The following is a 26,142-nucleotide window of genomic DNA, read 5'->3' as shown; positions in this document are numbered from 1 at the left end:
CCGACAACCAACCGCGGGCCCGTCCACCGAACGGGCCTGCGGTCACGTCAGGCCGTTGCCGATGAAGGCCGCGGTCAGCGCTTCGATCTTGCGGACCTCGGAGTTGTCCCGGAGCGGGCCCTGGGTCGTCAGCACAGCCGTGCCGTGGACGATCGACCAGATCGGGTACTCGATGCCCTCGCGGCGGTGCGGATCGAGGACCCCGGCCTCCACCAGTTCGTCGAGCGCGTCCCGGAGCAGTCTCAGCGGGGTGCGGTCCGCCCCCGCGTAGGCATGCTGCTGCGGTACTGCGAACGCGGTCGCGAACAGCCCCGGCTCCTGGTGCGCGAACTCCAGGTACGCCGCCCCGATCGCGGCCAGCCGCCGCCCCGCCGCGTCCGGGTTCCCGCGCTTGCCGCGGACCCGCGCGATCCCCGCGGCCATCCGCTCGGCCAGCTCGTTCATCGCCGCCGTACAGACCTCGGCGAGCAACTCGTCGCGGTCGGCGAAATGCCGGTACGCCGCGTTGGGTACGACGCCGACGCTCCGGGTCGCCTCCCGCAGTACCACGGCCTCCGGACCGCCGGCCCGCGCCAGCTCGAGCCCGGCCGCGACCAGCCCGGCCCGTACGTCGCCCCGCGCCCGCCGTCGCCGCGGTGCTTCCGCCGGTTCGCTCATCGGCTCAGGATAACAAGGTGGACACTGTCCACTTAACCGTCGTAATGTGGACACTGTCCACTAAATCGGGAGGGTCGATGGGAACGGTGTGGGTCACCGCCGCCGAGTGGTTCGCCGGCGGCCGACGGATCGGGTACGACGCGAAGCACGCCCGGACGGACGACGCCGGCGTACTGAAGGTCTTCGAACGGGCAACGCCGACGGCCGACGCCGACGCGGTCTGGCTGACGATGCTGCCCGGGTTCCCGGACGGCTCGTACGGTTGGGCGCAGGTGGATCACCTGCTCCCGGAAGGCCTCGGCCCACGGCTGTACGTCGAGCCGATCGGGCAGGGCGATTCGGACAAGCCGAGGCACTATCCGCATTCGACGGCCGGGCGTGCCGATCTCGTCGAGGCGCTGTGGCGGCACCACGGTGTACGTCGTACCGTCGTCGTCACGTTCGACTACAGCTCGCTCGCGTTGCTGGAGCTGTTGCGGCGTGACCCGGAGCCGGCGATCGAGGCCGTCTTCATGGTGAACGGAGGCCTGTTCGCCGACGCGCACACGCATCCGTGGCAGGGCACGCCGATGCTGAGATCGCCGCTCGGTGCCCTCGGCGCGCGGGGCATCCAGCGATCCGTGGTGCCGTTCGTCAAGGGCTGGCAGCAGGCGCGGATGTACTCCCGCGACTACCGGCCCAGCGAGGCCGAGCTCGGCGAGCTGTGGTCCGCGCTGACCCGCCGGGACGGCGCGAGGTTCCTCCACGACGGCGCCGGTTTCGTCAGGGAGCACCGCCGGAACGCGGCCCGCTGGGACTTCGCGGCGATCGCTCGTGAGCTCAAGGGCTCGGTGCCGTTGTACGTCGGGGGCAGCGCGGAAGACCCGTACGAGCATCGCCAGCTCGACGCGGCCCGCGAACGGGTTCCCGAAGCGCGGATCATCACGTTCCCCGGCGGTCACCTGACCACCGCCGAACACCCGGACCTGCTGGCCGCTGCGATCGCCGACATCGCCTCCAGGCACGGCGTGGGCACCGCAAGCGTTCCCTATCGGACCGGAACCGTCCGGCTGGACATCGAGAAGGCACTCGTTGCTGCGGGCAAGGATCTCGGGAGTGTCGAGCCCGCGGAGCTGGCGATGCTGGAGGACTACCACACCGGCGGACGCCTCGCGACGGCTCAGCTCGTGGACCTGGCTGAGCTCACCCCGGCCAGCACGGTGCTCGACGCGGGTGCCGGTATCGGAGGGACGTCGCGGTACGTCGCCCACCGTTTCGGGTGCACCGTGACCGCCGTCGACCTGTCGGACGAGTACTGCGAGACCGCCACGTGGCTCAACGGGCTCGTCGGCCTGGACGACCGGATCGTCGTACGCCGGGCCGACGTGACCGCGCTGCCCTTCGACGAGAAGGCGTACGACGTCGTGTTCAGCCAGCACGTCCAGATGAACGTGGCGGACAAGGACGTGCTCTACCGGGAGGCGGCGCGGGTCCTGAAGACGGGCGGTCGGCTCGCCCTGTGGGATCTGGTCGCCGGCGACGGGCGCGACCTCGACTACCCGCTGCCGTGGGCCGATACCGCCGACCAGAGTCATCTCGGTACGCCGACCGAGCTACGCGCGACGATCGAAGCTGCCGGGTTCACCGTCGAGCACTGGGAAGACCTGACCGAGACGGCCGGAACGATCATGCGGTCGCTGCCGGCCAGCCCGCTCGGCCTGCAGTCCTTCGTCCTCAACTTCGGCGAGCGCGTCAAGCACCTCACCGAGGCCCTGAGCGACGGTCGCGTCCGAGCTGTCCAGGCCGTCGCCCGGATCGGTTGACCGAGCGACGGCCGGACAGCCCGATCAGGTCAGGGCTTCTGCAGCTGGCCGAGGAGGCCGTGGGACTCGCCGCCGGTGCCGGCGGAGAACCAGAGGACGTCGGTGCCGCCGGTGGTCGGCGTGCCCTGGAGGAGCGCCCAGAGGCCGTCGATCGTCAGCGGCTTGCCCGTGGTGGTGTCGCGGACCTGGCCGGCGGGTTCGAAGCGGTGCCGTGACCTGGGTACCAGGATGTTGATCCGGCCGTCGCCGAAGTTGCCGACCAGGAGCGTTCCGGCCGGTGCGTCCCAGCCGGCCGGGGCGAGTGCCAGGCCCCACGGCGCGTTCAGCGAGCCGCGGGTCGCGACGCGGGCGATCAGCCTGCCCTCGGTGCTGTACTCGTCGACGAAGCCGCGGCCGCGGCCGTCGATCTCGTCACCGGTCTTCGCGTTGACCTTGGCGTACGCGACGAAGAGCCGGCCGTCCAGCGCCTGCACGTTGAACGGGCCGTACGACGCCGGCACGTGCCGGTCGCGGAACGCCCAGGAGGGCAGCTTCACCGGCTTGAACGAGCTGTCGATCACGTCGATCCGGTGCTGCGTGAAGTTGGCGGCGTACAACTGGTTCGCGGCCAGCGCGAGGCCCTTGTACTTGGCGCCGGGTGTGGTGAGCTTGATCTCGGCCGGGCCCATCGGCTGGTCGACCAGCCGGCTCCAGGCCGCGATCTGGCCGGTCTCGGTGGCGAAGATGAAGTTGGCGGGCGCTTTGGTGGTCCCGTTGCTCAGGACGAACCCGGTGCCGGGGTTGTTGACCTGCCCGGTCGGCGCCGGCAGCGTCACCCGGATCGCCGCCACCTTCGAGGCGGTGCCCGAGCCCGGCGCGGACGAGTACAGCGTCGACGACGACGTACCGTTGTTGGACACCCACAGCGGGGTGGTCGCGCCGAGCGACAGACCCCATGGGTTCACCAGGTCGGGGTCCTGGAGTACGGCCTTGCCCGGCTGGTCGGAGACGAGATTGACCTGCCGTACGGCGAGATCGTCCGACGGACCGTGTGCGTCGGCGGTCGCGGGCACGGCCAGTGCGAGGCTGCCGGCGAACGCGGTGGCAACTGCGAGTGGGCGCAAAGACATGACACTTCCCCCTAGATCGGGATGTGGACGCTTTCGATACGTCCCGCCGCCGCGCCCGGTTCAACGCCACTCGCACCGGAAGTGGATCTGGCCCGCGCATACCACGGCTGGTTAGCGTCTGAGCATGAGGATTCGCGTGGTCGATGCCTTCGCCGAACGAGCGTTCACCGGAAACCCGGCCGGGGTCTGCGTACTCGAGCCCGGGGACTGGCCGGACGAAGCGTGGATGCAGAGCGTCGCCGCGGAGCTGAACCATGCGGAGACCGCGTTCGTGCGGCCGTCCGAGCGGGCCGACGCGGACTGGGATCTGCGCTGGTTCACGCCGACGCAGGAAGAGCGGCTCTGCGGCCACGCCACGCTCGCGACCACCCACGCATTGGCCGCGGACGGCAAGGTATCCGGGAAGGTCTCGTTCGCGACCCTCAGCGGGATCCTGATCGCGACGGTCGGGGACGACGGGATCACGCTGGACTTCCCGGTGAACCGGCCGATCGAGGTACCGGCTCCGGACGGGCTCGAGACAGCGTTGGGGGTCGAGCCCGCGGAGGTCTACCTCGCGGGCGAGCTTCGCGACCTGCTCGTCGTCGTTCGCGACGAGGCGACGGTGCGCGCGGTGGTCCCGGACTACGACGTGATGGCCGGAATCATCGAGGGCGAGAAGTTGCGTGGGGTGATCGTCACGGCGCGGGGTTCGGAGTACGACTTCGTGTCGAGGTTCTTCGCGCCGGGGAGCGGTATCCCGGAGGACCCGGTGACGGGCAGCGCGCACACGAGTCTGGCGCCGTACTGGGCCGAACGCCTCGGACGGGACGAGCTGGTGGGCTACCAGGCGTCCGCCCGGGGCGGTGTCGTCCGGGTCGTCCCGGCCGGTGACCGCGTCTACCTCAAGGGCCGCGCGATCACCGTCCTCGACGGGGAGTTGTTCGTATGAGACCTACGCCCAGGTCTCGGCGTGGGTCGCCACGCCGTTCGGGGCGATCAGTTCGGTGATGACGTCCTCGGCGTCGGCGTCCAGCGGCTCGAACGGCGGCTCGGGGACGACGTACGCCCGGGCGCCGGCGATCAGCTCGATACCGGGCAGCTCGAACCACGCCTCGCCGACCTCGCGGCTGATCTCGTAGATCGCCTGCTCGGCGCTGTCGACCGGCTCGCGGTCGCCGGACTCGTCCAGCTCGGCCGGGTGCCGCTCCTGCGCGGCCCGGCCGGCCTCCAGGAGTTCGTCGAGGTCGACGACCCGGAGGTCGAAGCGCGACACCACGCTGATCAGCTGGTCCGGCTCGGCCTCCTCGTCGTCCTCGTCCTCGGCAGTGTCGTCGAGCAGCAGCGCCGTCGTACCGGTGTGTTCGAAGACGGCGTCGTTCCAGTCCTCGACGACGCCTTCGAGGGCCGCGTTGTGCTCGAACAGGGTGTTGTGGTCCTCGTCGCCGGTCATCGCGAGCAGGGCGTCGGTGTGCGCCTGCAGCCGCTCGGCGAGCTTGCGGCTGGCCTCGGCGAGTGCGGCCCGGGTCTCTGCGGAGAAGAACTGCTCGGCCGGGGCGGGGTTATCCAGTTCAGTCACGTGCGGAATCTTTCCTTCACTCTCGGTGGAGATGCCACGCGTAAGTATGTGAGAAGCCTGTGAGAGCTGTGTCGGCGGGTGTGAGAGACCTGCGAGAACCCTCCTGACGAGGCGATCAGCGGTGTGCAGTGAAGGCATGAGGAATTCTGCCGCGAGGTGCTGCCGTCATGGGTGACGTCATCTATCTCGCTGTCACCGTCGTCGTGTTCGCGGCCGTCTGGCTCGCGTTGCGTGGAGTGGAGAAGTTGTGAGCGCCGAGAACATCGCCGGCCTGGTCGTGGCCGTTGCTCTGGTCCTCTATCTGATCGCCGCCCTGGTCTTCCCCGAGAGGTTCTGATGTCCGACACCGCAGCCGGCCTGTTACAGGTCGGCCTACTGCTCGCGTGCCTGGCGGCCGTGTACCGCCCGTTCGGCGGGTACATGGCCCGGGTCTACACGTCCGGCAAGGATCTGCGGATCGAGCGTGCGACGTACAAGCTGTTCGGCGTCGACCCGAAGGCCGACCAGACCTGGGCGGTCTATGCCCGTTCGCTGCTCGCGTTCTCGGCGGTCAGCGTCGTCCTGCTGTACCTGCTCCAGCGGCTGCAGCACTGGTTGCCGTTGTCCCTCGGCCTGCCGAACGTCGACTCCGGGCTCGCGTTCAACACCGCGGCGTCGTTCGTGTCGAACACGAACTGGCAGAGTTACGTGCCCGAGGCCGTGATGGGCCACCTGGTCCAGTTCGCCGGCCTCGCGGTGCAGAACTTCCTGTCCGCGGCGGTCGGCATCACCGTCGCGATCGCGGTCATCCGTGGTTTCGCCCGGTCCAAGACCGACCGGCTCGGCAACTTCTGGGTCGACCTGACCCGGACCGTACTGCGGGTGCTGCTCCCGATCGCGGTGATCGGGACGCTGGCGCTGGTCGCGATGGGCGTCGTACAGAACTTCTCCGGCGGCCACGAGGTCACCTCGGTGGTCGGTCAGACCCAGACGATCCCGGGCGGTGCCGTCGCCAGCCAGGAGGTCATCAAGGAGCTCGGCACCAACGGCGGTGGCTACTACAACGCCAACTCCGCGCACCCGTTCGAGAACCCGAACGGCCTTTCCGACCTGTTCGAGATCTTCCTGCTGCTGGTGATCCCGGTCTGCCTGACCCGCACCTTCGGCGTGATGGTCAACGACAAGCGGCAGGGCTACGCGATCCTCGGCGTGATGGGCACGATCTGGGGCGCCTTCGTCTTCCTCGCGACGCTCTTCGAGGTTCAGGGCGCGGGCACTGCGACCCGGGCCGCCGGTGCCGCCATGGAAGGGAAGGAGACGCGCTTCGGGGAGTGGGCGTCGTCGCTGTTCGCGGTTTCTACGACCGGTACGTCGACCGGCGCGGTCAACTCGATGCACGACTCCTTCACCCCGCTCGGTGGTGGCGTGCCGCTGTTCCACATGATGCTGGGAGAAGTGACACCCGGTGGTACCGGGACCGGTTTGTACGGCATCCTCGTGCTCGCCGTACTCACGGTGTTCGTGGCCGGGCTGATGGTCGGCCGGACGCCGGAGTACCTGAAGAAGAAGATCACCGGCCGCGAGATGAAGCTGGTCTCGCTGTACATCCTGGCCACGCCGACCGTCGTGCTGGTCGGTGCCTCGATCGCGATGGGGCTGGCGACGGCTCGGGCGTCGATCCTCAACACCGGCAGCCCGCACGGCTTCTCCGAGGTGCTGTACGCCTTCACCTCGGCCGGCAACAACAACGGCAGCGCGTTCGCCGGTATCAGCGCGAACATCCCCTTCTACAACACGGCTCTCGGGATCGTGATGCTGCTCGGCCGGTTCGTGCCGATCGTGGTCGTGCTGGCGCTGGCGGGCTCGTTCGCCCAGCAGCAGCCGGTCCCGGTGACCCAGGGCACGCTGCCCACCCACAAGGCGCTGTTCGTGACGATGCTGGTCGGAGTCGTCCTGATCGTCACCGGCCTGACCTATTTCCCCGCTCTTACTCTCGGACCCCTCGCGGAGGGACTGTGACCACGCTCGTGAAGACCCCTCCTCCGGCCCCGAAGAAGAACGCGGCGGAGCAGGTGGCGAAGAAAGCACCCTCGGGGGCGTTCGACCCTCGCATGCTGCTGACGGCCCTGCCGGATGCGGTGAAGAAGCTCGATCCGCGGGTGATGGTGAAGAACCCGGTGATGTTCGTGGTCGAGGTGGGGGCAGCCGCCTCTACGATCAAGGCAGTCACCAACCCCAGCGTCTTCGTGTGGTGGATCGTGGTCTGGCTGTGGCTGACCGTCGTGTTCGCCAACCTGGCCGAGGCCGTGGCCGAGGGCCGCGGCAAGGCCCAGGCCGAGACGCTGCGACGGGCGAAGACCGAGACCACCGCACGACGCCTCACCGACACCGGTGAGGAAGAGGTCCCGGCCACCGCGCTGCGACTGGGCGACCGAGTGGTCGTCGAGGCCGGGCAGATCATCCCCGGTGACGGCGACGTCATCGAGGGCGTGGCCAGCGTCGACGAGTCGGCCATCACCGGTGAATCCGCGCCGGTGATCCGGGAGTCCGGTGGCGACCGCAGTGCCGTCACCGGCGGCACCAAGGTGCTGTCGGACCGGATCGTCGTGAAGATCACCACCAAGCCGGGCGAGAGCTTCATCGACCGGATGATCGCGCTGGTCGAGGGCGCCTCCCGGCAGAAGACGCCCAACGAGATCGCGCTGAACATCCTGCTCGCCAGCCTGACGATCGTCTTCCTGATCGCAGTGGCGACGCTGCCGACGTTCGCCAACTACGCGCACACGAACCTGAGCATCGTGATCCTGGTGGCCCTGCTGGTCGCCCTGATCCCGACCACCATCGGGGCGTTGCTGTCGGCGATCGGCATCGCCGGCATGGACCGGCTGGTCCAGCGCAACGTGCTGGCGATGTCCGGCCGCGCGGTCGAGGCCGCGGGCGACGTGAACACGCTGCTGCTGGACAAGACCGGCACCATCACGCTCGGGAACCGGCAGGCCGCCGAGTTCATCCCGGTCGAGGGCGTGTCGGACACCGAGCTGGCGGACGCGGCACAGCTGTCCAGCCTCGCCGACGAGACCCCCGAGGGCCGGTCGATCGTCGTACTGGCGAAGACCGGGTACGGGCTGCGCGAGCGGCACACCGGAGAGTTGCCGCACGCAACGTTCGTGGAGTTCACCGCGCAGACGCGGATGAGCGGCGTGGACGTGGACGACCGGCAGGTCCGCAAGGGCGCGGCCGGTGCGGTCAACGCCTGGATCACCCAGAACGCCGGAAGCACCGACCCGAAGCTGGGCGAGATGGTCGACGGCATCTCGGCGTCCGGCGGTACGCCGCTGGTGGTTGCCGAGAGTGTCGACGGGAAGGCCCGTGCGCTCGGCGTCATCCACCTCAAGGACGTGGTGAAGGCCGGGATGCGGGAGCGGTTCGACGAGATGCGCCGGATGGGCATCCGGACCGTGATGATCACCGGTGACAACCAGCTGACCGCGAAGGCGATCGCCGAGGAGGCCGGGGTCGACGACTTCCTGGCCGAGGCGACGCCCGAGGACAAGATGGCGCTGATCAAGAAGGAGCAGGAGGGCGGCCGCCTGGTCGCGATGACCGGTGACGGTACGAACGACGCCCCGGCGCTCGCGCAGGCCGACGTCGGCGTGGCGATGAACTCCGGTACGTCGGCCGCGAAGGAGGCCGGCAACATGGTCGACCTCGACTCCAACCCGACCAAGCTGATCGAGATCGTCGAGATCGGCAAGCAGTTGCTGATCACCCGCGGCTCGCTGACCACGTTCTCGATCGCGAACGACGTGGCGAAGTACTTCGCGATCCTGCCGGCGCTGTTCGCGGCGGCGTATCCGGGGCTGGACAAGCTGAACATCATGGGCCTGCACTCGCCGCAGTCGGCGATCGTGTCGGCGATCGTGTTCAACGCGCTGGTGATCGTCGCGCTGGTACCGCTGGCCCTGCGGGGCGTGCGGTACAAGCCGTCGTCGGCGTCCTCGATGCTGCGCCGCAACCTGCTGATCTACGGCATCGGCGGTCTGGTCAGCCCGTTCATCGGCATCAAGCTCCTCGACCTGGTCATCTCCCTGATCCCCGGTCTGCGCTAACTGTGTCCAATTCTTGAAGGGTATTTGTCAATGGCAAGCAATCTCCCCGGCTCGGTCCGCCAGTTCGGGGTCGCAATCCGGGCCCTGCTGGTCTTCACCGTTGCTCTCGGCATCCTGTACCCGCTGGCGATGACCGGTGCGGCGCAGGCGCTGTTCCACGGCAACGCGAACGGCTCGATCATCACGGTGAACGGCAAAGAGGTGGCGTCCGGCCTGATCGGTCAGGCGTACACGATGGACAGCGGCAAGAAGGACTCCGCCGGCAAGGCGATCATGGTCGCGGACCCGAAGTGGTTCCAGACCCGGCCGTCCGCGAGTGACTACGACGCGAAGGCCAGCGGCGGTTCGAACCTCGGTCCGAACAACACCGACCTGCGTGCGGCGGTCCAGGAGCGGAAGAAGGCCGTCGCGGCACTCGAGAGCGTGAACGAGTCCCAGGTCCCGCCGGATGCGGTCACGGCGAGCGGCAGCGGTCTCGACCCGGACATCAGCCCGGCGTACGCCGCTCTGCAGGTCAACCGGGTCGCCCGCGAGCGTGGTCTGAGCGTGGAACAGGTGCAGAGGCTGGTGAAGCAGAACACCGACGGCCGGGTGCTCGGCTTCCTCGGAGAGCCGGTCGTGAACGTGGTCAAGCTCAACGCTGCCCTGGCCCGGCTCTGAGAGCATGGGTCTATGGGAATGAGCGGCCGCGGGCATCTGCGGATCTACCTGGGGGCCGCGCCCGGCGTTGGGAAGACCTACAAGATGCTGGGCGAGGCCAGGCGCCGGCACGCCCGCGGGACCGACGTCGCGGTCGGCTTCGTGGAGACCCACGGCCGCAAGTACACCGAAGAGATGCTGGACAGTATGGAGACGGTGCCGCGGCGGATCATCGACTACCGCGGCGCCAGTTTCACCGAGATGGACCTGGACGCCGTACTCGCCCGGCGCCCGGACGTCGCGCTGGTCGACGAGATGGCGCACACCAACGTGCCGGGCAGCCGGAACGAGAAGCGCTGGCAGGACATCGAGGAGCTGCTGAACGCCGGCATCGACGTGATCTCGACGCTGAACATCCAGCACCTCGAGTCGATCAACGACGTGGTCGAGAAGATCACCGGCGTACCGCAGCAGGAGACGGTGCCGGACCGGGTGGTCCGAGCCGCGGACCAGATCGAGCTGGTCGACATGACGCCGGAGGCGCTGCGCCGGCGGATGGCGCACGGCAACGTGTACGCCGCCGACAAGATCGACGCTGCCCTCGGCAACTACTTCCGGGTCGGCAACCTGTCGGCGCTGCGGGAGCTCGCGCTGCTCTGGCTGGCGGACCGGGTGGACGCCGGCCTGCAGCAGTACCGCGCCGAGCACGACATCGACTCCACCTGGGAGGCCAGGGAGCGGGTCGTGGTCGCGCTCACCGGCGGCCCCGAGGGCGAGACGCTGATCCGCCGCGCGGCCCGGATCGCGGCCCGGTCGGCCGGCGGTGACCTGCTCGCGGTCCACGTGGCGCGGTCCGACGGACTGACCGGCGCGAACCCGAGCAAGCTCGCCCAGCAGCGGAACCTCGTCGAGCAGCTCGGCGGTACGTACCACCAGGTGGTCGGCGACGACATCCCGGCCGCGCTGCTGACCTTCGCCAAGGCGGAGAACGCGACCCAGTTGGTACTCGGCGGCAGTCGGCGCTCGCGGTTCGGGTCGCTGTTCACCGGGCCGGGGATCGGCGCGACCACGATCCGCGATTCGGGCGAGATCGACGTACACATCGTCACGCACTCGCTGATGGGGCGCGGACGGCTGCCGCGGCAGCGGGGGAGCCTGTCGCGGCGCCGGAAGCTGCAGGGCTTCGTCCTGGCCGTCGTCCTGCAACCGGTGCTCGCGCTGATCCTCGGGCTGGGCGGCGACACGCTCAACCTGACCAGCAACGTGCTGGCGTTCCTGTTCGCGGTGGTGGTCGTCGCGCTGGTCGGCGGGATGTGGCCCGCGATGGTGACCGCGATCGGCGGGTCGCTGGTGCTGAACTGGTTCTTCACCCCGCCGAAGCGGACGTTCACGATCGCCGATGTGAACAACGCGCTCGCGCTGCTGACCTTCGTCCTGGTCGCGGCGATGGTCAGCTCGGTCGTCGACCGCGCCGCCCGCCGGACCAGGGAGGCAGCCCGGTCGGCCGCCGAATCAGAGACGTTGTCGACCCTGGCCGGCTCGGTGCTGCGTGGCGAGACCGCGCTGCCTGCCCTGCTCGAACGGGTGCGCGAGGCCTTCGGAATGACCGGAGCGTGCCTGATGGAGCGCGTGGACGGCGACGAGCTGACCGAGATCTGGCGCCCACTGGCCTCGGCCGGAACGATGACCTGCGGACGTCCTGAGGACGGTGACGCGGAGGTTCCGGCCCGCGACGACCTCGTCCTCGTCCTGCAGGGCCATCAGCTCGCCGCGGACGAGCGACGGCTGGTCGGAGCGATGGCCTTGTACGCCGCGGCCCTGGTCGACGGGGAGCGGCTGGAGGAGGCCGCCGCGGAGGCGAAGCCGCTGGCCGAGGCCGACAAACTGCGTACTGCGTTGCTCCGGGCGGTCGGGCACGACCTGCGGTCCCCGTTGGCGTCGGCGAAGGCGTCGGTGACGTCGCTGCGCAGCGACGATGTGGAGTGGAGCGAGTCCGAGCGGGCCGAGTTGCTGGAGACCGCGGACGAGTCGCTGGACCGGTTGTCGCGGCTGGTGGACAACCTGCTGGACCTGAGCCGCCTGCAGGCCGGCGTACTCCCGGTCTTCACACGACCGATGGCGCTCGACGAGATCCTGCCCGGCGTACTGTCCGAGCTGGGCGACGAGGCGGACCAGGTGACCGTCGACATCCCGCACACGCTGCCGCTGGTCGAGGCGGATCCGGCGCTGCTGGAGCGCGTGGTCGCGAACCTGCTCGCGAACGCGATCCGGTACTCCCCGCCCGGACGGCCGCCGCTGGTCACCGGAAGCGCGCTCGGAGCCACCGTCGAGGTCCGGGTGATCGACCGCGGGCCGGGGATCCCGCGGCAGCACCGGGACCGGGTGTTCGCGCCGTTCCAGCGGCTCGGCGACACCGACAACACGGTCGGCGTGGGCCTCGGGCTGGCGTTGGCCCGCGGACTCGCCGAGGCGATGCAGGGCACGTTGCAGCCCGAGGACACGCCGGGTGGTGGACTGACCATGGTGGTCTCGATCCCGGCCGCCGCCGCGCGCCCCGACGTACCGATCCCCGGCGCCCGCGAACGCTCCGAACAGGAAGGCGTCGAGTGACCAGAGTTCTGGTGGTTGACGACGAGCCGCAGATCGTGCGGGCGTTGCAGATCAATCTGAAGGCGCGGGGGTACGAGGTGTACCTGGCCGGCACCGGTACGTCGGCGTTGAAGGTGGCCGCGCAGCACCCGCCGGAGCTGGTGATCCTGGACCTCGGGCTGCCGGACTTCGACGGCGTCGACGTGATCCGCGGGCTGCGCGGCTGGACCGACGCGCCGATCCTGGTGCTGTCCGGGCGGACCGACCAGACCGACAAGGTGGAGGCGCTGGACGCCGGCGCCGACGACTACGTGACCAAGCCGTTCGGGATCGACGAACTGCTGGCCCGGATGCGCGCCGTACTGCGGCGCAGCAACATCGCGCAGGACCAGCCGGTGGTGACCGTCGGCGGCTCGGTGGTGGACCTGTCCGCGAAGCGCGTCACGCTGGAGAACGGCGAGGACATCCGCCTCACGCCGACCGAGTGGCACCTGCTGGAGGTGCTCGTCCGCAACCCCGGCAAGCTGATGTCGCAGCGCCAGCTGCTCACCGAGGTGTGGGGCCCCGGCTACGAGACCGCGAGCGGCAACCTACGCTTCTACATGGGCCAACTCCGCCGCAAACTCGAACCGGACCCCGCCCGCCCCAAACACCTCCTCACCGAACCAGGCATGGGCTACCGATTCGAGCCGTGACGTCCGTTTCGTTCAATACGCCGTCGAAGGATCTGAGGGAGGGTGAAGGCATGGACATCTTCACGGCAGCACGGGACTTCGTACGGCGGGACGCTCGGGTGCTCGAGCGGCGGCTCTTCGCGACGGTTTTCGAGGGGGCGGATGCGCAGGGCGTGGTGGACGCCTTGCGCGGATTCCAGAACGCCGACGGGGGATTCGGATGGGGACTGGAGCCGGACAAGCGCTGCCCGGACAGCCTGCCGCTCGACGTCGAGGTCGCGTTCGACACGCTGCTCGCGGCCGGTGCCCGCGACGAGGACATGGTTCGACGGGCCGTCGACTGGCTCGCCTCCGTCGCGACGCCGGACGGCGCCGTACCGCTGTGCGGTCCGGCCGTCGAGGGTTACCCGCACGCCGAGCACATGACCGAGTGGACGTACCAGCCGGGCGTGAACCCGACCGCCGGGCTGGTCGGCCGGCTGCACAAGCTGGGCGTCGAGCACCCCTGGCGCGACAAGGCCGCCGCCTGGTGCGCCGAGCAGCTGGCGAACGGTTTCCCGGAGGACGCGCACGGCATGCACGAGGCGCTCGAATTCCTCGAACACCGCGGCGACGCCGACCTGGACCGGGTTCGCGAGTGGCTCCCGAAGCTCGCCTACTACCGCGCCGACGCGGCCGATCCGTCGTACGGCGTGACGCCGCTGCAGTTCGCGCAGACGCCGGACAGCATCTGGCGCCCACTCTTCACCGACGAACAGCTCGACGCCCACCTCGACCGCCTGATCGCCGACCAGCAGCCCGACGGCGGCTGGGGGATCACGTGGGAGCCACCAGGCCCGGCCGCAACGCTGGAGTACCGCGGCATCGTGACGGTCGGCGCCCTCCGCACGTTGAAGGCCTACAACCGCCTCTGAGCGCCACGCGGGACCTGGCCGATAACTGCGTGGCGCGAATAATTGCGTGACACGCAGAGAGGTGCCTAGGCTGGTCGCATGACCGGTCTTCGGGAACGCAAGAAGCTCGCCACCCGGCGGGCGATCGGGATCGCGGCGATGCGCCTCGCGATCGAGCGCGGCCTGGAGAACGTCCTCGTCGAGGACATCGCCGCCGCGGCCGGCGTGTCGCCGCGGACCTACAACAACTACTTCGCGAACAAGTACGAGGCGATCTGCTCGCTGGCGACGGATCGTGCCACCCGGACCGGCCGGGCGCTGCGTGAGCGCCCGGCCGGCGAACCGTTGTGGGACAGCATCCGGCTCAGCGTGCTCGCGGAGTACGAGGCCGGCGACCCGGATCCGGAATGGGTCGCCGGCGTCCGGCTGGTCACGAGCGCGCCGGACCTGCAGGGCGAGTACCTCAAGGCCCGGAACGCGACGGAACGCGAACTGGCCGCCGCGATCGCCGCTCGGGCAGGCGACGGCCTGATGCCGGTCGTGGTGGCCGCGGCCGTCAACGCCGCTGCCGAGCTGGCCGTCTCGCGCTGGCTCGCCGACGGCGGTCCCGCGCCGATCCACAGCTACGTACAGAACGCGTTGAACGAACTCGAATCGATCATCGGAAGGCCGCAATGATGCTTGCCGTACCTGGTGCCGAGCTGTACTACGAGACCGCGGGCAGCGGCCCGCTCGTCCTCCTGATCCCGGGCGGCAACGGCGATGCCATGCCGTACGCCGGCCTGCTCCGCCAGCTCTCCGACGACTACACCGTCGTCGCCTACAACCGCCGCGGCTTCTCGCGGAGTCCGGCCGACGGTCCGGTCGACGCCGCGACCCGGCTCGACGCGGACGCGGACGACGCCGTGGCGCTGATCGAACACCTCGGATCCGGACCCGCGCACGTGTTCGGCAGCAGCTCGGGCGCGATCGTCGGCCTGCACCTGCTCACCCGTTCGCCGGAGCACGTCGCGACGTTGATCAGCCACGAACCACCGCTCGCGACGCTGCTGCCGGACGGCGACGAGTGGCTCGCGTTCCTCGACGAGCTGTACGACGCGTGGCGCGCGGACGGCCCGGCCGAGGCGATGCGCCGGTTCGGCGAACGCGTCCTCGGGGTGACCGCGGACGACTCGTCCGAGCGGTTCGCGGCGCTCCCGGAGGAGCAGCGCGCCGAGCTGATGCAGCGGATGAGTGCGAACCTGAACTTCTGGTTCGAGTACGAGCTCAGGACCTACCCGCGGTACGAGCCCGACCTGACGGCGCTGGCCGCGCTGGACGACCGGCTTGTGCTTGCTGGTGGCAACGAGTCGCGCGAGCTGTTCCCGTACCGGCCGAACACGGTGCTCGCCGAACGGCTCGGCCTGCAGGTCGTGGACTTTCCCGGCAACCACATCGGGTACGCCACGCATCCGGTCGAGTTCGCCGCGCAACTCCGCGAGCTGCTCGCTAGCCGGACTCGGCCGGGTGTTCGACCTGGCGATCGCCCCACTGGGTGAGCAGACCGCGGGCGATCTCCAGATCCTCGCGCAGGGATCGGTCGGCGAGGTCGTCCGGCAGGGCGGCGAGCGCGTCGGTCAGCCACGGGCCGACGGCCGCGGGGGACAGGTCGTCGGGGGTCAGCCCGGCCAGCCGGATCGCGCGGGTCGCGGTGACGAGTTCGCTGGCCAGGACCTCGCGGAGCGCGTCCAGGAGTTGCTTGGTCAGTACGGCGGCCTGCGGAGCGAAGCTCGCGTGCAGTTCGGCGCCGCGGGACAACGTCGCCGTACCGAGGGTCGCGGGCTGGGCGGCGGAGCGGACCGCGGCGAGCGCGTCGTGGGCGACGTACTCGATCATCATCACGCCAGAGCTCGCCTCGGCGCCGCTGGCCAGGAACCGGCTGAGACCGCTGTAGTCCGGGTCGACCAGGTTCGCGACCCGGGTGGTGGAGAGGGTCGCGACGCTGTGCAGGCTGAGCCGGAGCGCGTCCAGCGCGAGCGCGATCGGCATCGCGTGCCAGTTGCCGTTGTGCAGCACGGTGTCGCCGGCCACCAGCGGGTTCTCCGCGGCGGCGTTGATGTCGATCCGCACACTGTTGCCCAGGGCATCGGAGTGGTCGACGGCCGGTCCGAGTACCTGGGCGAAGGCCCGGAGGCCGAAGGGGTCCTGGATCCGGGCAGGTTTCATCGGCAGGCCGTCGAGCAGCTCGCGCATCCTTCGGGCGACCCTCAGTTGCCCGGGTTGCGGACGGGCCTCGTGCACGCGGACGTCGTACACCTCGGCGTTGCCGCGGAGCGCGACATGCGTGAGCGCGCCGACCAGCGGTACGACCTCGATCAGCGTGGCGGCCTCGACGTACGCCAGGCAGCACTCGGCGAGCGTGAGCGCGTTGCTGGACAGCAGCGGGAGCGCGCTGGTGCCGTCGATGACGTCGCCGAGCGCGAGCCCGAGCTCCGCGAGCGGGCCGAGGTCGCCGGTACCGATCGCGCCACCGCGGTGCAGGTCGGGCAGGTCGTCGTCGTTGAGCAGGCCAACGATCGCGTCGGCGACCGCCGGTTCGAGCCCCGACCCGCCGGCGGCGAGCTGGTTGACCCGGATCAGCAGCCCGAGCCGGACCACGTCCTTCGGGTACGACGTCGTACCGGTCGTGGAGTGCGACGCGAGCAGCCGCGCGCCGTGCTCCGGGTCGGACGTCAGCACGTCCCGGTTCGCCCCGACCCCGGTCGTCCGCCCGTACACCGGCCGCCGCCGCGCCACCTCGGCCACCACCCGCGCCGACTCCCGCATCCGCTTCCGCGCGTCGTCACTCAGCCGCACCGCAGTACGCCGCTGCCCCAACGCCACAGCGTCGAGCGGCGCCAACCCAGCACCGCTGAGCTCGACCGGTTCCATGTGCACAGTGTGGAACTGCGGGGCCCTCGGGGGTAACCGCCGCGCTGAGGTCAGCATCTCGAATCCGAGACGGACCTGTGCCACTCACCAACTCCCCGCGCACCCCTCTGCCCAGCCGACTCCGGGCGTGGCTCCGGCCGCTAACGCTCGGTTAGTGAGTGGCGCAGGTCCGCCCTAGGCGGGTTGTCGTCGCCAGGCGAAGACCGAGAGCGCGACCGCGACCAGCGCGAAGGCGGTGTTTCCGAGGAAGGACGGGTGGTCCAGTTCGCGGGCCTGGCTGAAGCCGGCCCAGGCGTAGGTGAGGAGTGCGCCGGTCGCGAGCGCGAGGGTGTGGCGAGGCGTCCAGGTACGGCGGCGTGCCCAGCGGAGGACGATCGCCGTCGCGGCGCCGAGCAGGACGAACCACCAGGCGGCCGAGACCCACTCGTTGGCGTTGGGGAACACGATCGACTCGAGCCAGTAGACGCTGGTCATCGCGAAGGCGGTGAGCCCGACGACGAGCGGGCGCGGTACCCGGCCGTCGGCAGGTCGCGGTGTACGGCGACCGAGGACGAACGCCAGCGCGATCAGTCCGAGGATCACCACGGCGGAGCCGATGAACTCGGCCGCCGACGCGACGAAGTGGAGGCCGACGGCCTGCATCACCCCGAGCAGACTCGAACCGACGATGAAGATCGCCGCGACCGTGATCAGCCCGCCGCGCCGCAGCCAGGGTTCGCGCGGGGCGCAGGACTCGATCAGCGCGATCGGTACGCAGATGCTCCAGATCGTATGCAGCGTGACCGTGCCCTGCAGAAGCGTCAGGCTGATCCCGAGGCCGGGGATCACCGCCATCCCGTCGAAGCTGTCGAGACCGACGTACGCCGGATTGAACAGCATCTGGTCGATCGGGCCCTCTTCCAGCAGCCCGTACGCGAGCGCCATCAGCACGATCCCGGTCCAGTCGAGCCCGTAGCGGCGCGCGACCTCGCGGATCAGCACAGCGCCGCCGCCGTACATCGGGGCGAACAGGAAGATCGAGCCGAGCTTGCCGATCGGCTGGTTGCCGAGCAGGAACTCGCCGACGAACGGTGCCAGGAAGAACAGACCCACAGCCCAACGCTTCACGCTGTCGACGCTAGAACACCACGGCGCGTGAATCGTCCATCTTCGGTGGTTGCCGGTGCGACCAAAGAAAACAGCCCGTCAGTTACCTGACGGGCTGTGGGGGTCACTTCTGGCCGTAGCGCCTCTTGAACTTCTCCACGCGGCCCTGGGTGTCCATCACGCGCTGCTGGCCCGTGTAGAACGGGTGGCTCGCGGACGAGATCTCGACGTCGACGACGGGATAGGTGTTCCCGTCCTGCCAGACGACGGTCTCGGTGCTCTCGCGGGTCGAACCGGTGAGGAAGCTGAAGTTGCCGGACTTGTCCCGGAAGACGACCCGGCGGTAGTCGGGGTGAATGTCCTTCTTCATGCTGCAGTACTTCCTTCCAAGTAGGGAGCGAACGGATCAGTCAGGGGGTGGACTGCTTCGTCCGCACGGAGGACACAACCGTCGAGGCGTCGCTGTAATTCCCGGATGTCCAGCGCGGAGCCGGTGAAGGACAGGTACGACGCGCGGTCGCCGTGCTCGGGATGCCACTCGAGCGCCGACCGGGCCTGGTGCTGCTGCCCGACGGACGGCCAACGGTCGGCCGGGAGGTCGGCCAGCCATGGGCCGAGGACGCCGAACGCGACGTTGGTCCCGAAGCTGTCCCAGCTGAGGCGGTGGCGGTGCTGGGTCGCGATCCACAGGGTGCCGCGGCCGCGGACCGTACCCGCGACCAGGTCCTCGAGGGCGTCGTACAACCGCTCGGGATGGAACGGCCGGTCCGCCTGCCAGACGAACGTCAGCCCTTCGACCGGCGCGGCGATGGAGCCGGGCTCGATGGTCCGGGGCAGGTTCGGCCGTACGTCGAGGAGTCCTGCCGGGGTTGTGCGGGTCGACAGGCGCGGGTTGATCGCCTGGAGCAGCCTTTCGGTGGGGCTGTCGGTGGGGCTGTCGGCGGTGCTGAGGACGGCGGTGTCGGCGTACTCGAGCTGCCGTACGACGACCTCCGCGGTCGCACGGCCGTCCTCGGCCGCTGTCGGGATGCCGCGCTCGCGGAGCAGGTCCTCGCCGTTCAGGTCGGCGAGGACGGTCGCAGTGTCGACGCTGGTGACGACCAGGCCGACGTGGAGGTCGGTGTGCTGGTCGATCTCGGTCGTGATCGCGTGCGTGTCGCCGGCGGCGGGGACGTTGACGATCGCCACGCCGTACCGCTCGACGGCCGCGATGCTCGCGAGCAGCTGGACGAGGGAGCCACGCATCGCGCACGAGACGCACGGGTGGCTCATCGTGATCACCTCACGGTCGATCACTCCGGCGGCGGTCCGGGCGGTGCGGACGACGGCGCTCAGGTCGCGTACGGCGTACTCCACCAGGACGCCGGCCGGGCCGGCCTCGGCCAGCAGGTTCCCCGCGACGGCACCGCGGAACTCGTCGTCGAGCCCTGTCAGCAAGATCACCGGCAGCATCGACTCTCCTCGTCTTATTGAAAACGATAACCACTACAACGTACCCTGTCGGACGGAATGCCTGCCACCCGGCCGGCGTTCGTTCTGATGAGAGAAAGGACAGCATGGCCAAGCGCAACGACCTCCGCCCGATCGTCAAGCTCCGCAGCACCGCGGGCACGGGGCACACCTATGTAACGCGGAAGAACCGCCGGAACAATCCCGACCGCCTGGTGATCCGCAAGTACGACCCGACCCTCCGCGTCCACGTCGACTTCCGCGAAGAGCGGTAATGGCCACCACGGCCAAGATCGCCAAGAACGACCAACGGCGCCGCACCGCCGCCCACTACTCCGAGCGCCGGACCGCCCTGAAGGCGATCATCGCCGATCCGCGGACGTCGGCCGCCGACCGCGCCGAGGCCCAACTCCGTCTCCAGAAACTCCCGCGAGACGCCAGCCCGATCCGGATCCGCAACCGAGACACGATCGACGGCCGCCCCCGCGGCTACCTCGGCAAGGCAGGGCTGTCCCGAATCCACTTCCGCGAACTGGCCCACCGAGGCGAACTCCCCGGCATCACCAAGTCCTCCTGGTAGCCGACAACCGCAACGACGCGCGTTGTCGAGTCGTGGATCTCGGCGGTCAAACACCGCCTCAATCCACGACTCGCGGTTGACAGCGCCAACTGGGCGCCACGACTCGGCGTGACCCGGGGCGAGCTCGGTCCACGCGGCAGCCGGGCGAGCTCGCTCCGCGCGGCAGCCGGGCGAAGGAAATTGAACCGAATCCGAGCCGCGTCCGCCCGAGCGACAGGGCCGGCGTGCCGGTCGTTTCGCGTGGGGAGAACTCCGCCCGCCGGGTCCCGGGCGTGGGGAATGCCGTCGTGTGGTGTGCCGCAGTTGCGGGGGTGACGGTGCGGACCGGGGACAGGTTCTGGTGACAGGAGACAGGCAATACCAGGTCCCAACCCACCACAACCTGTCTAACGACCCCGAACCGGGACCACCATCACTCCTCCACCCGGACAGAAGAGCCCGACAACCCCTCCGATTCAGGTGGATCGGAGGAGTTGTTCTGTCTCCGACGACCACAGGATCGCCGATCAGATCGCGGCCGGTTGCCCGAACACCTGGTAGTCGCTGGCGAGCGCCAGCGAGCAACTCGTCGGCGGTAGCCGACAACTCCACGGCGTCAGCCGGAACAAATGCTCCGGCGGTAGCCGGGGGCGGGTGGAGCGCGCGGAGTGGGTGCGCTGAGGAGCGGAGCGACGAAGTAAGCGCCCGCAGAGCACGCGGGGGCTGGTTCCCCCGTCTCCTACTATCCCCGTCTGCATTACGTACCCCCGCGTCGTACCTCCTCCCGTCGTACCTCCCAGCCGTCGTACCTCCCAGCCGTAGCGCCTCCGCCTGTTAGTTCTTTAGCCGTGGAGGCGGCGGGTTAGGGCTTTGGCGGCTTGGCGGATTTTGTGGGCCAGGTGGGGGCGGTCCGTGGGTGGGACTGTGTCGGTGCGGAAGGTGACGCTGATGGCGGCTACCGGGTGGCCGGCGTGGTCTACGGCGGCGCTGGCTACCGAGGCCATGCCGGGGGTGATGAAGGAGTCCTCGACCGCGAAGCCTTGGCGTTTTTCGTCGGCGAGGATTCGACGGAGTTGGCTCAGCGACTGCGGGCCGAGGTCGGTTCGGCGTACGAAGGACTCCGTGGACGGGAACAGGGCTCGGACCTGGGCGGGTGGTAGTTCGGCGAGCAGGGCGCGGCCGGAGGCGGTGAGCGTGGCGGGGAGGCGTACGCCGACGTCGGTCACCAGTGTCACGGGACGCGGCGGCTGTTCCTTCAGGAGGTACACCAGTTCCCGGCCGTGCAGTACGCCGAGATGCGCCGTCTGCCCGACCTCGTGTACCAGCTGGACCAGCAACGGCCGCGCCAACCGCTCCAGGGGATCGTGCCGCAGGTAGGCGGAGCCGATCTCGAACGCCGCCACCCCGAGCCCGTACCGCTTCTCCTCGGGAAGATGTACGACGTACCCCTCGTGGATCATTGCCCGCAGCAAGTGGTACGTCGACGAGCGCGGCAGCCCGACCGCGGAGGCGATGCGCTCCATCGGTACCGGCCCGGGCTGGGTGGCCAGGAACGTCAGCACCCGCAGCGTGCGGGTCGAGGCGGGAACGTTGCCGCTCACAACGGCAGCGTAACCCTCACACCCTCGTACGTCCGAGGAACTCACGAGGCGTCTCGCCGCTTCTTCGGACGGAGCGGGGCTTAGATCTCGGAGCGCTTCTTTGCGCGGGTTCGGCGCAGCCAGAAGCGGAAGCTCTCGCCTGCGACCGCGATCGCGAACAGCCCGCCGGCGATGCCCCAGTCCATGAAGTCCGGCCCGGAGACAGCCAGTCCGACGCCGAGTGACAGCACCAGGAAGAGCGTCAGCGAGACGGCGAGCCGCTTCACAGCTCCTTCTCCGCGGTCCACGCGCCTGAGGTCTCCCGGTACCCGAGCCAGCGGTTGACCGCCAGCATCGGCTCGTTCGCGGCGTCGTTCCCGGTGGAGGCGACCGTGAAGCCGGCGTCCCGGGACCGCGCCAGCGCCGCGGACTTCGCCACCTTCGCGAGCCCGCGCCCGCGCGCCGACGGGATCGTCCCGGTCAGGTTCGACCAGATCACCCGGCGGTCCGGGTCCGCGGTCGTGGTCACGAACGCCAGCACCCGGTCCCCGTCCAGTACGGCGACGCTGAGGTCGTACCGGGTGTCCGGGTTCTGCCACGACGTACGGACCCATTCCTCGTACGCCGGCCCGCCGGACAGCCCGCTCGGGTCGTCGTCGCGGACCTGGACCTCGGCGTCGTACAGCTGCCGCGGCTCCAGCTGCTCGTACGTGACCAGCCGCAGCCCGTCCGGTACCGGCAACGGCTCCCGCGCCGCGGTCAGATCGGCCGCGGAATGCGTCATCCGCCGCCCGATCGTGAACCCCTGCTTCGTGGCGAAGTCCATCGAGTCCTCGGCCACCGCGACCAGCAACCGAGCGGCCCCGAGCTCCCGCGCGCGAGAAGTGATCGCGTCCAGAAGCGCCGCGCCGATCCCAAGACCGCGGTTCGACGGCGGTACCTGGATCGTGATCCGCACCCGCGGCGCCTCGGCGTCCGCCGGCGGCAGGTAGAGGTTCGCGTACCCGACCACGTCAGGCTCGTCGACAGCGATCAGCACCTCCTGCGAACGGCCGTGCCGCAGTTGTAGCTCGACCGCCCGTGCCGTTTTCACCAGGTACGGCATCGTGGCGGCCCAGACCCGGGCGACACCGACCGCGTCCTCCGGCCGCGCCGTCCGGACTTCGAAGACCATGTCAGAACCTTACGGCTACTGAGGGTCGCCCTCGTTGTCTCAGATTCGAGACGAAAAGTGTGTGCCGCTGCTGTCCGGCGCCGGTCCGGCGCGGTGCAATGATCGGGTGGAACAGACGGTGATTGTCGGCGTCGGCCCGCTGACCCCGGCCCAGGTGGTCGCGGTGGCGCGGTACGGCGCGCAGGTACGGATCGACGACCAGGCCCTCGAGGAGATCGCGAAGTCGCGTGCCGCGATCGAGGCGCTGGCCCATGCGGACACCCCGCACTACGGCGTCTCGACCGGGTTCGGCGCGCTCGCCACCCGGCATATCGCGCCGGAACTGCGGGCGCAGCTGCAGCGCAGCCTGATCCGGTCGCACGCGGCCGGCTCCGGCCCCGAGGTGGAGACCGAGGTCGTCCGCGCGCTCGCGCTGCTCCGGCTGTCCACCCTCGCCACCGGCCGCACCGGTGTGAAGGTGGAGACGGCCCAGGCGTACGCCGGCCTGCTGAACGCGCACCTGACGCCGGTGGTGCACGAGTACGGCAGCCTCGGCTGCTCCGGGGACCTGGCGCCGCTGTCCCATGTCGCGCTGGCGATCCTCGGCGAGGGCAAGGTCCGCGATGCCGACGGCAACCTTCTCGACGCGGGCGAAGCACTGACAAAGCACAACCTGGCCCCGATCGTGCTCGCGGAGAAGGAAGGCCTCGCGCTGATCAACGGGACCGACGGCATGCTCGGCATGCTGGTCCTCGCGCTCGCCGACCTCGATCGGCTGTTCAAGACCGCCGACCTGGCCGCCGCGATGAGCGTCGAGGCCCAGCTCGGCACCGACCGGGTCTTCGCCGAGGACCTGCAGGCGCTGCGGCCGCATCCCGGCCAGGGCGCGTCCGCGGCGAACCTGCGCGCGATCCTCAAGGGCAGCGCGATCGTCGCCAGCCACCGCGGCCCGGACTGCAACCGCGTGCAGGACGCGTACTCGCTGCGTTGCTCGCCCCAGGTGCACGGCGCCGCCCGCGACACGGCTGCGCACGCGGCCACGGTCGCGGGTTATGAGCTGTCCGCCGCGATCGACAACCCGGTCGTACTGCCGGACGGCCGCGTCGAGTCCAACGGCAACTTCCACGGCGCACCGATCGGGTACGTCCTCGACTTCCTCGCGATCGCGGTCGCGGACCTCGCCAGCATCAGCGAACGCCGCACCGACCGCTTCCTGGACGTGGCGCGCAACCACGGGCTGAACGCGTTCCTGGCCGACGACCCGGGCGTCGACAGCGGCCACATGATCGCGCAGTACACCCAGGCCGCGATCGTCTCCGAGCTGAAGCGGCTCGCCGTACCGGCCAGTGTCGACTCGATCCCGAGCAGCGCGATGCAGGAGGACCACGTCTCGATGGGCTGGTCCGCCGCCCGCAAGCTGCGCAAGGCCGTCGACGGTCTCCAGCGGGTCCTGGCGATCGAGATCCTCACCGCCGCGCGGGCGCTCGACCTGCGCGCGCCGCTCGACCCGGCCCCGGCCACCGCCGCTGTCCGGACCGTGCTCCGGCGGTACGTCGAGGGGCCGGGCACGGACCGGCATCTCGCTCCGGAGCTCGAGCACTCCGTCATACTCGTTGCTGACGGCACCTATGTCACCGCTGCCGAGACCGTCACCGGTCCGCTGAACTGAGAGGCTGGATCACCCATGTCCGGACCACGACCCGTCCGCGCACCCCGCGGCACCACCCTGACCGCCCGCGGCTGGCAGCAGGAAGCCGCGCTGCGGATGCTGCAGAACAACCTCGACCCGGAGGTCGCCGAGCACCCCGACGAGCTCGTCGTGTACGGCGGTTCCGGCAAGGCCGCCCGGGACTGGAACTCGTTCGACGCGATGGTCCGGACGCTGACCACCCTCAAGGACGACGAGACCATGCTCGTCCAGTCCGGCCGCCCGGTCGGCGTGATGCAGACGCACGAGTGGGCGCCGCGGGTGCTGATCGCGAACTCGAACCTGGTCGGCGACTGGGCCACCTGGGAGGAGTTCCGGAAGCTGGAGGCGATGGGGCTCACGATGTACGGCCAGATGACGGCCGGGTCGTGGATCTACATCGGCACCCAGGGCATCCTGCAGGGTACGTACGAGACGTTCGGCGCGGTCGCGGAGAAGAAGTTCGGCGGGACGCTCGCCGGCACGATCACGCTGACCGCCGGCCTCGGTGGCATGGGCGGCGCGCAGCCGTTGGCGGTCACGATGAACGACGGCGTCGCGATCTGCGTCGACGTCGACGAATCCCGGATCCAGCGCCGGATCGAGCACCGGTACCTCGACGTACGGGCGTCGTCCGTCGACGAGGCGCTGCACCTGGCGGAGGAGGCGAAGAAGGCGCGGCGGCCGTTGTCGATCGGTGTCCTCGGCAACGCGGCCAGGATCGTCCCGGACCTGCTCGAGCGGGGCGCGCCGATCGACGTGGTCACGGACCAGACCTCGGCGCACGACCCGTTGATGTACCTGCCGCTCGGCGTCGAGTTCGAGGACTGGACGACCGCGCGGGAGAAGGACCCGGCCGGGTTCACCGAGCGCGCGCAGGAGTCGATGGCCAAGCACGTCCAGGCGATGGTCGAGTTCCAGGACGCGGGTGCCGAGGTGTTCGACTACGGCAACTCGATCCGGGACGAGGCGCGGAAGGCCGGGTACGCCCGGGCGTTCGAGTTCCCGGGCTTCGTACCGGCGTACATCCGGCCGTTGTTCTGTGAAGGAAAGGGTCCGTTCCGGTGGGTCGCGCTGTCCGGCAACCCGGCCGACATCGCGAAGACCGACCAGGCGGTCCTGGACCTGTTCCCGGACAACGAGCACCTCGCGCGCTGGATCAAGCTGGCCGGCGAGCGGGTCGCGTTCCAGGGTCTGCCGGCCCGGATCTGCTGGCTCGGCCAGGGCGAGCGGGACAAGGCCGGCGTCCGGTTCAACGACATGGTGGCCTCCGGTGAACTCGAGGCCCCGATCGTGATCGGTCGCGACCACCTGGACACCGGCAGCGTCGCCTCGCCGTACCGGGAGACCGAAGGCATGCTCGACGGCTCGGACGCGATCGCGGACTGGCCGTTGCTGAACGCGATGGTGAACGTGGCCAGCGGCGCGTCCTGGGTGTCGATCCACCACGGCGGCGGCGTCGGCATCGGCCGGTCCATCCACGCCGGCCAGGTATCCGTTGCCGACGGCACCGACCTGGCGCGGCAGAAGCTCCAGCGGGTACTGACCAACGACCCGGCGATGGGTGTGATCCGTCACGTCGACGCCGGCTACGACAAGGCAGTCGAGGTCGCGGACGAGCGCGGGGTGCGCGTCCCGATGCGGGAAAACTAACTGTCTGCGACGGTAGCAATCTGTAGCGCTACGGTACACATTCCCGAGGAACGAGA

The 26,142-nt window shown here is 69.8% G+C and carries 25 protein-coding genes; 15 read left to right on the top strand and 10 right to left on the bottom strand.

The genetic code is table 11. The annotated features are described in order from the left end of the window. Positions 1–42: 42 nt before the first annotated feature. Positions 43–657 (bottom strand): TetR/AcrR family transcriptional regulator, encoded by a 615-nt coding sequence (locus JOF29_RS22455; RefSeq protein WP_209696455.1) that lies wholly within the window; start codon positions 655–657, stop codon positions 43–45. A 77-nt stretch (positions 658–734) separates the two neighbouring features. Between JOF29_RS22455 and JOF29_RS22450 the strand changes: the two genes are divergently transcribed. Continuing rightward, positions 735–2,459, top strand: coding sequence for a methyltransferase domain-containing protein (locus tag JOF29_RS22450; RefSeq protein WP_209696454.1), 1,725 nt, complete (start codon positions 735–737; stop codon positions 2,457–2,459). 29 nt (positions 2,460–2,488) lie between these two features. Here JOF29_RS22450 and JOF29_RS22445 read toward each other — a convergent pair whose 3' ends face one another. Then, positions 2,489–3,568: a TIGR03118 family protein gene (locus JOF29_RS22445; RefSeq protein WP_209696453.1), complete on the bottom strand. Its 1,080-nt coding sequence runs from the start codon at positions 3,566–3,568 to the stop codon at positions 2,489–2,491. 124 nt (positions 3,569–3,692) lie between these two features. Here JOF29_RS22445 and JOF29_RS22440 point away from each other — a divergent pair, with 124 nt between their 5' ends. After that, a complete protein-coding gene (locus tag JOF29_RS22440) occupies positions 3,693–4,499 on the top strand; it encodes a PhzF family phenazine biosynthesis protein (RefSeq protein WP_209696452.1) in 807 nt (268 codons plus the stop codon). Positions 4,500–4,502: 3 nt separating this feature from the next. Here JOF29_RS22440 and JOF29_RS22435 read toward each other — a convergent pair whose 3' ends face one another. Continuing rightward, complete coding sequence (locus tag JOF29_RS22435; RefSeq protein WP_209696451.1) at positions 4,503–5,126, bottom strand: hypothetical protein; 624 nt, start codon at positions 5,124–5,126, stop codon at positions 4,503–4,505. Between the two features lie 247 nt (positions 5,127–5,373). Here JOF29_RS22435 and kdpF point away from each other — a divergent pair, with 247 nt between their 5' ends. From kdpF to JOF29_RS22390, 9 genes are all read left to right on the top strand, one after another. Further along, entirely contained in the window at positions 5,374–5,463 is a 90-nt protein-coding gene (kdpF, locus tag JOF29_RS22430) for a K(+)-transporting ATPase subunit F (protein ID WP_131283897.1), read from the top strand. Beyond that, a complete protein-coding gene (gene kdpA / locus JOF29_RS22425; RefSeq protein WP_209696450.1) occupies positions 5,463–7,124 on the top strand; it encodes a potassium-transporting ATPase subunit KdpA in 1,662 nt (553 codons plus the stop codon). The genes kdpF and kdpA overlap by 1 nt, the downstream gene beginning before the upstream one ends. Positions 7,125–7,216: 92 nt before the next feature. After that, positions 7,217–9,214, top strand: coding sequence for a potassium-transporting ATPase subunit KdpB (gene kdpB, locus JOF29_RS22420; RefSeq protein ID WP_209699943.1), 1,998 nt, complete (start codon positions 7,217–7,219; stop codon positions 9,212–9,214). Positions 9,215–9,244: 30 nt separating this feature from the next. Continuing rightward, positions 9,245–9,874, top strand: a complete 630-nt coding sequence (gene kdpC, locus JOF29_RS22415; RefSeq protein WP_209696449.1) for a potassium-transporting ATPase subunit KdpC — start codon at positions 9,245–9,247, stop codon at positions 9,872–9,874. An 18-nt stretch (positions 9,875–9,892) separates the two neighbouring features. Then, positions 9,893–12,463 (top strand): sensor histidine kinase, encoded by a 2,571-nt coding sequence (locus JOF29_RS22410; protein ID WP_245360049.1) that lies wholly within the window; start codon positions 9,893–9,895, stop codon positions 12,461–12,463. After that, the gene (locus JOF29_RS22405; protein WP_209696448.1) at positions 12,460–13,137 is read left to right on the top strand and encodes a response regulator; all 678 of its coding nucleotides are present in this window, start codon (positions 12,460–12,462) and stop codon (positions 13,135–13,137) included. Before JOF29_RS22410 ends, JOF29_RS22405 begins: the two co-directional genes overlap by 4 nt. 50 nt (positions 13,138–13,187) lie before the next feature. Then, positions 13,188–14,030, top strand: coding sequence for a prenyltransferase/squalene oxidase repeat-containing protein (locus JOF29_RS22400; RefSeq protein ID WP_209696447.1), 843 nt, complete (start codon positions 13,188–13,190; stop codon positions 14,028–14,030). Between the two features lie 78 nt (positions 14,031–14,108). Then, complete coding sequence (locus JOF29_RS22395) at positions 14,109–14,687, top strand: TetR/AcrR family transcriptional regulator (RefSeq protein WP_209696446.1); 579 nt, start codon at positions 14,109–14,111, stop codon at positions 14,685–14,687. Further along, complete coding sequence (locus JOF29_RS22390) at positions 14,684–15,547, top strand: alpha/beta fold hydrolase (protein WP_209696445.1); 864 nt, start codon at positions 14,684–14,686, stop codon at positions 15,545–15,547. The genes JOF29_RS22395 and JOF29_RS22390 overlap by 4 nt, the downstream gene beginning before the upstream one ends. Here the strand turns inward: JOF29_RS22390 and JOF29_RS22385 are convergent. The 4 genes from JOF29_RS22385 to JOF29_RS22370 form a co-directional block, all read right to left on the bottom strand. Continuing rightward, positions 15,498–16,919: an aromatic amino acid lyase gene (locus tag JOF29_RS22385; protein WP_245359374.1), complete on the bottom strand. Its 1,422-nt coding sequence runs from the start codon at positions 16,917–16,919 to the stop codon at positions 15,498–15,500. The two genes, JOF29_RS22390 and JOF29_RS22385, sit on opposite strands and share 50 nt — an antisense overlap. A gap of 174 nt (positions 16,920–17,093) precedes the next feature. Beyond that, positions 17,094–18,026, bottom strand: a complete 933-nt coding sequence (locus tag JOF29_RS22380) for a hypothetical protein (protein ID WP_209696444.1) — start codon at positions 18,024–18,026, stop codon at positions 17,094–17,096. Between the two features lie 103 nt (positions 18,027–18,129). Then, the gene (locus JOF29_RS22375; RefSeq protein ID WP_209696443.1) at positions 18,130–18,375 is read right to left on the bottom strand and encodes a type B 50S ribosomal protein L31; all 246 of its coding nucleotides are present in this window, start codon (positions 18,373–18,375) and stop codon (positions 18,130–18,132) included. Beyond that, positions 18,372–19,457, bottom strand: a complete 1,086-nt coding sequence (locus tag JOF29_RS22370) for a CobW family GTP-binding protein (RefSeq protein WP_209696442.1) — start codon at positions 19,455–19,457, stop codon at positions 18,372–18,374. The genes JOF29_RS22375 and JOF29_RS22370 overlap by 4 nt, the downstream gene beginning before the upstream one ends. A 104-nt stretch (positions 19,458–19,561) precedes the next feature. On the opposite strand from JOF29_RS22370, the gene rpmG reads away from it, so the two are divergent. Both rpmG and rpsN read left to right on the top strand, forming a co-directional pair. Then, complete coding sequence (gene rpmG / locus JOF29_RS22365; protein WP_209696441.1) at positions 19,562–19,729, top strand: 50S ribosomal protein L33; 168 nt, start codon at positions 19,562–19,564, stop codon at positions 19,727–19,729. Beyond that, entirely contained in the window at positions 19,729–20,034 is a 306-nt protein-coding gene (gene rpsN / locus JOF29_RS22360; RefSeq protein WP_209696440.1) for a 30S ribosomal protein S14, read from the top strand. The genes rpmG and rpsN overlap by 1 nt, the downstream gene beginning before the upstream one ends. Before the next feature lie 821 nt (positions 20,035–20,855). Here rpsN and JOF29_RS22355 read toward each other — a convergent pair. The 3 genes from JOF29_RS22355 to JOF29_RS22345 form a co-directional block, all read right to left on the bottom strand. Further along, complete coding sequence (locus tag JOF29_RS22355) at positions 20,856–21,614, bottom strand: IclR family transcriptional regulator (protein ID WP_209696439.1); 759 nt, start codon at positions 21,612–21,614, stop codon at positions 20,856–20,858. Positions 21,615–21,694: 80 nt separating this feature from the next. After that, positions 21,695–21,880 carry a hypothetical protein gene (locus JOF29_RS22350; protein WP_209696438.1) on the bottom strand — a complete coding sequence of 62 codons (186 nt, stop codon included), beginning with the start codon at positions 21,878–21,880 and terminating at the stop codon, positions 21,695–21,697. Beyond that, positions 21,877–22,767, bottom strand: a complete 891-nt coding sequence (locus tag JOF29_RS22345) for a GNAT family N-acetyltransferase (RefSeq protein ID WP_245359373.1) — start codon at positions 22,765–22,767, stop codon at positions 21,877–21,879. The genes JOF29_RS22350 and JOF29_RS22345 overlap by 4 nt, the downstream gene beginning before the upstream one ends. A 106-nt stretch (positions 22,768–22,873) precedes the next feature. Between JOF29_RS22345 and hutH the strand changes: the two genes are divergently transcribed. Continuing rightward, on the top strand, positions 22,874–24,415 hold the full coding sequence (gene hutH / locus JOF29_RS22340; protein ID WP_209696437.1) for a histidine ammonia-lyase: 1,542 nt from the start codon (positions 22,874–22,876) through the stop codon (positions 24,413–24,415). A gap of 15 nt (positions 24,416–24,430) precedes the next feature. Beyond that, complete coding sequence (gene hutU / locus JOF29_RS22335) at positions 24,431–26,086, top strand: urocanate hydratase (RefSeq protein WP_209696436.1); 1,656 nt, start codon at positions 24,431–24,433, stop codon at positions 26,084–26,086. Positions 26,087–26,142: the final 56 nt, after the last annotated feature.

Origin of the sequence: Kribbella aluminosa, from assembly GCF_017876295.1 — a bacterium.
Lineage (GTDB): Bacteria > Actinomycetota > Actinomycetes > Propionibacteriales > Kribbellaceae > Kribbella > Kribbella aluminosa.
The sequence above is the reverse complement of the archived record's forward strand: the minus strand, read 5'-3'. Positions and strand labels throughout refer to the sequence as shown.

Bases quoted from the DNA above. Each gene is read 5' to 3' on its own strand.
- JOF29_RS22455 (WP_209696455.1), bottom strand. From the start codon at position 657: ATGAGCGAACCGGCGGAAGCACCGCGGCGACGGCGGGCGCGGGGCGAC.
- JOF29_RS22450 (WP_209696454.1), top strand. From the start codon at position 735: ATGGGAACGGTGTGGGTCACCGCCGCCGAGTGGTTCGCCGGCGGCCGA.
- JOF29_RS22445 (WP_209696453.1), bottom strand. From the start codon at position 3,568: ATGTCTTTGCGCCCACTCGCAGTTGCCACCGCGTTCGCCGGCAGCCTC.
- JOF29_RS22440 (WP_209696452.1), top strand. From the start codon at position 3,693: ATGAGGATTCGCGTGGTCGATGCCTTCGCCGAACGAGCGTTCACCGGA.
- kdpA (WP_209696450.1), top strand. From the start codon at position 5,463: ATGTCCGACACCGCAGCCGGCCTGTTACAGGTCGGCCTACTGCTCGCG.
- kdpB (WP_209699943.1), top strand. From the start codon at position 7,217: ATGCTGCTGACGGCCCTGCCGGATGCGGTGAAGAAGCTCGATCCGCGG.
- kdpC (WP_209696449.1), top strand. From the start codon at position 9,245: ATGGCAAGCAATCTCCCCGGCTCGGTCCGCCAGTTCGGGGTCGCAATC.
- JOF29_RS22410 (WP_245360049.1), top strand. From the start codon at position 9,893: ATGAGCGGCCGCGGGCATCTGCGGATCTACCTGGGGGCCGCGCCCGGC.
- JOF29_RS22400 (WP_209696447.1), top strand. From the start codon at position 13,188: ATGGACATCTTCACGGCAGCACGGGACTTCGTACGGCGGGACGCTCGG.
- JOF29_RS22395 (WP_209696446.1), top strand. From the start codon at position 14,109: ATGACCGGTCTTCGGGAACGCAAGAAGCTCGCCACCCGGCGGGCGATC.
- JOF29_RS22390 (WP_209696445.1), top strand. From the start codon at position 14,684: ATGATGCTTGCCGTACCTGGTGCCGAGCTGTACTACGAGACCGCGGGC.
- JOF29_RS22385 (WP_245359374.1), bottom strand. From the start codon at position 16,919: ATGGAACCGGTCGAGCTCAGCGGTGCTGGGTTGGCGCCGCTCGACGCT.
- JOF29_RS22375 (WP_209696443.1), bottom strand. From the start codon at position 18,375: ATGAAGAAGGACATTCACCCCGACTACCGCCGGGTCGTCTTCCGGGAC.
- JOF29_RS22370 (WP_209696442.1), bottom strand. From the start codon at position 19,457: ATGCTGCCGGTGATCTTGCTGACAGGGCTCGACGACGAGTTCCGCGGT.
- rpmG (WP_209696441.1), top strand. From the start codon at position 19,562: ATGGCCAAGCGCAACGACCTCCGCCCGATCGTCAAGCTCCGCAGCACC.
- rpsN (WP_209696440.1), top strand. From the start codon at position 19,729: ATGGCCACCACGGCCAAGATCGCCAAGAACGACCAACGGCGCCGCACC.
- JOF29_RS22345 (WP_245359373.1), bottom strand. From the start codon at position 22,767: ATGGTCTTCGAAGTCCGGACGGCGCGGCCGGAGGACGCGGTCGGTGTC.
- hutU (WP_209696436.1), top strand. From the start codon at position 24,431: ATGTCCGGACCACGACCCGTCCGCGCACCCCGCGGCACCACCCTGACC.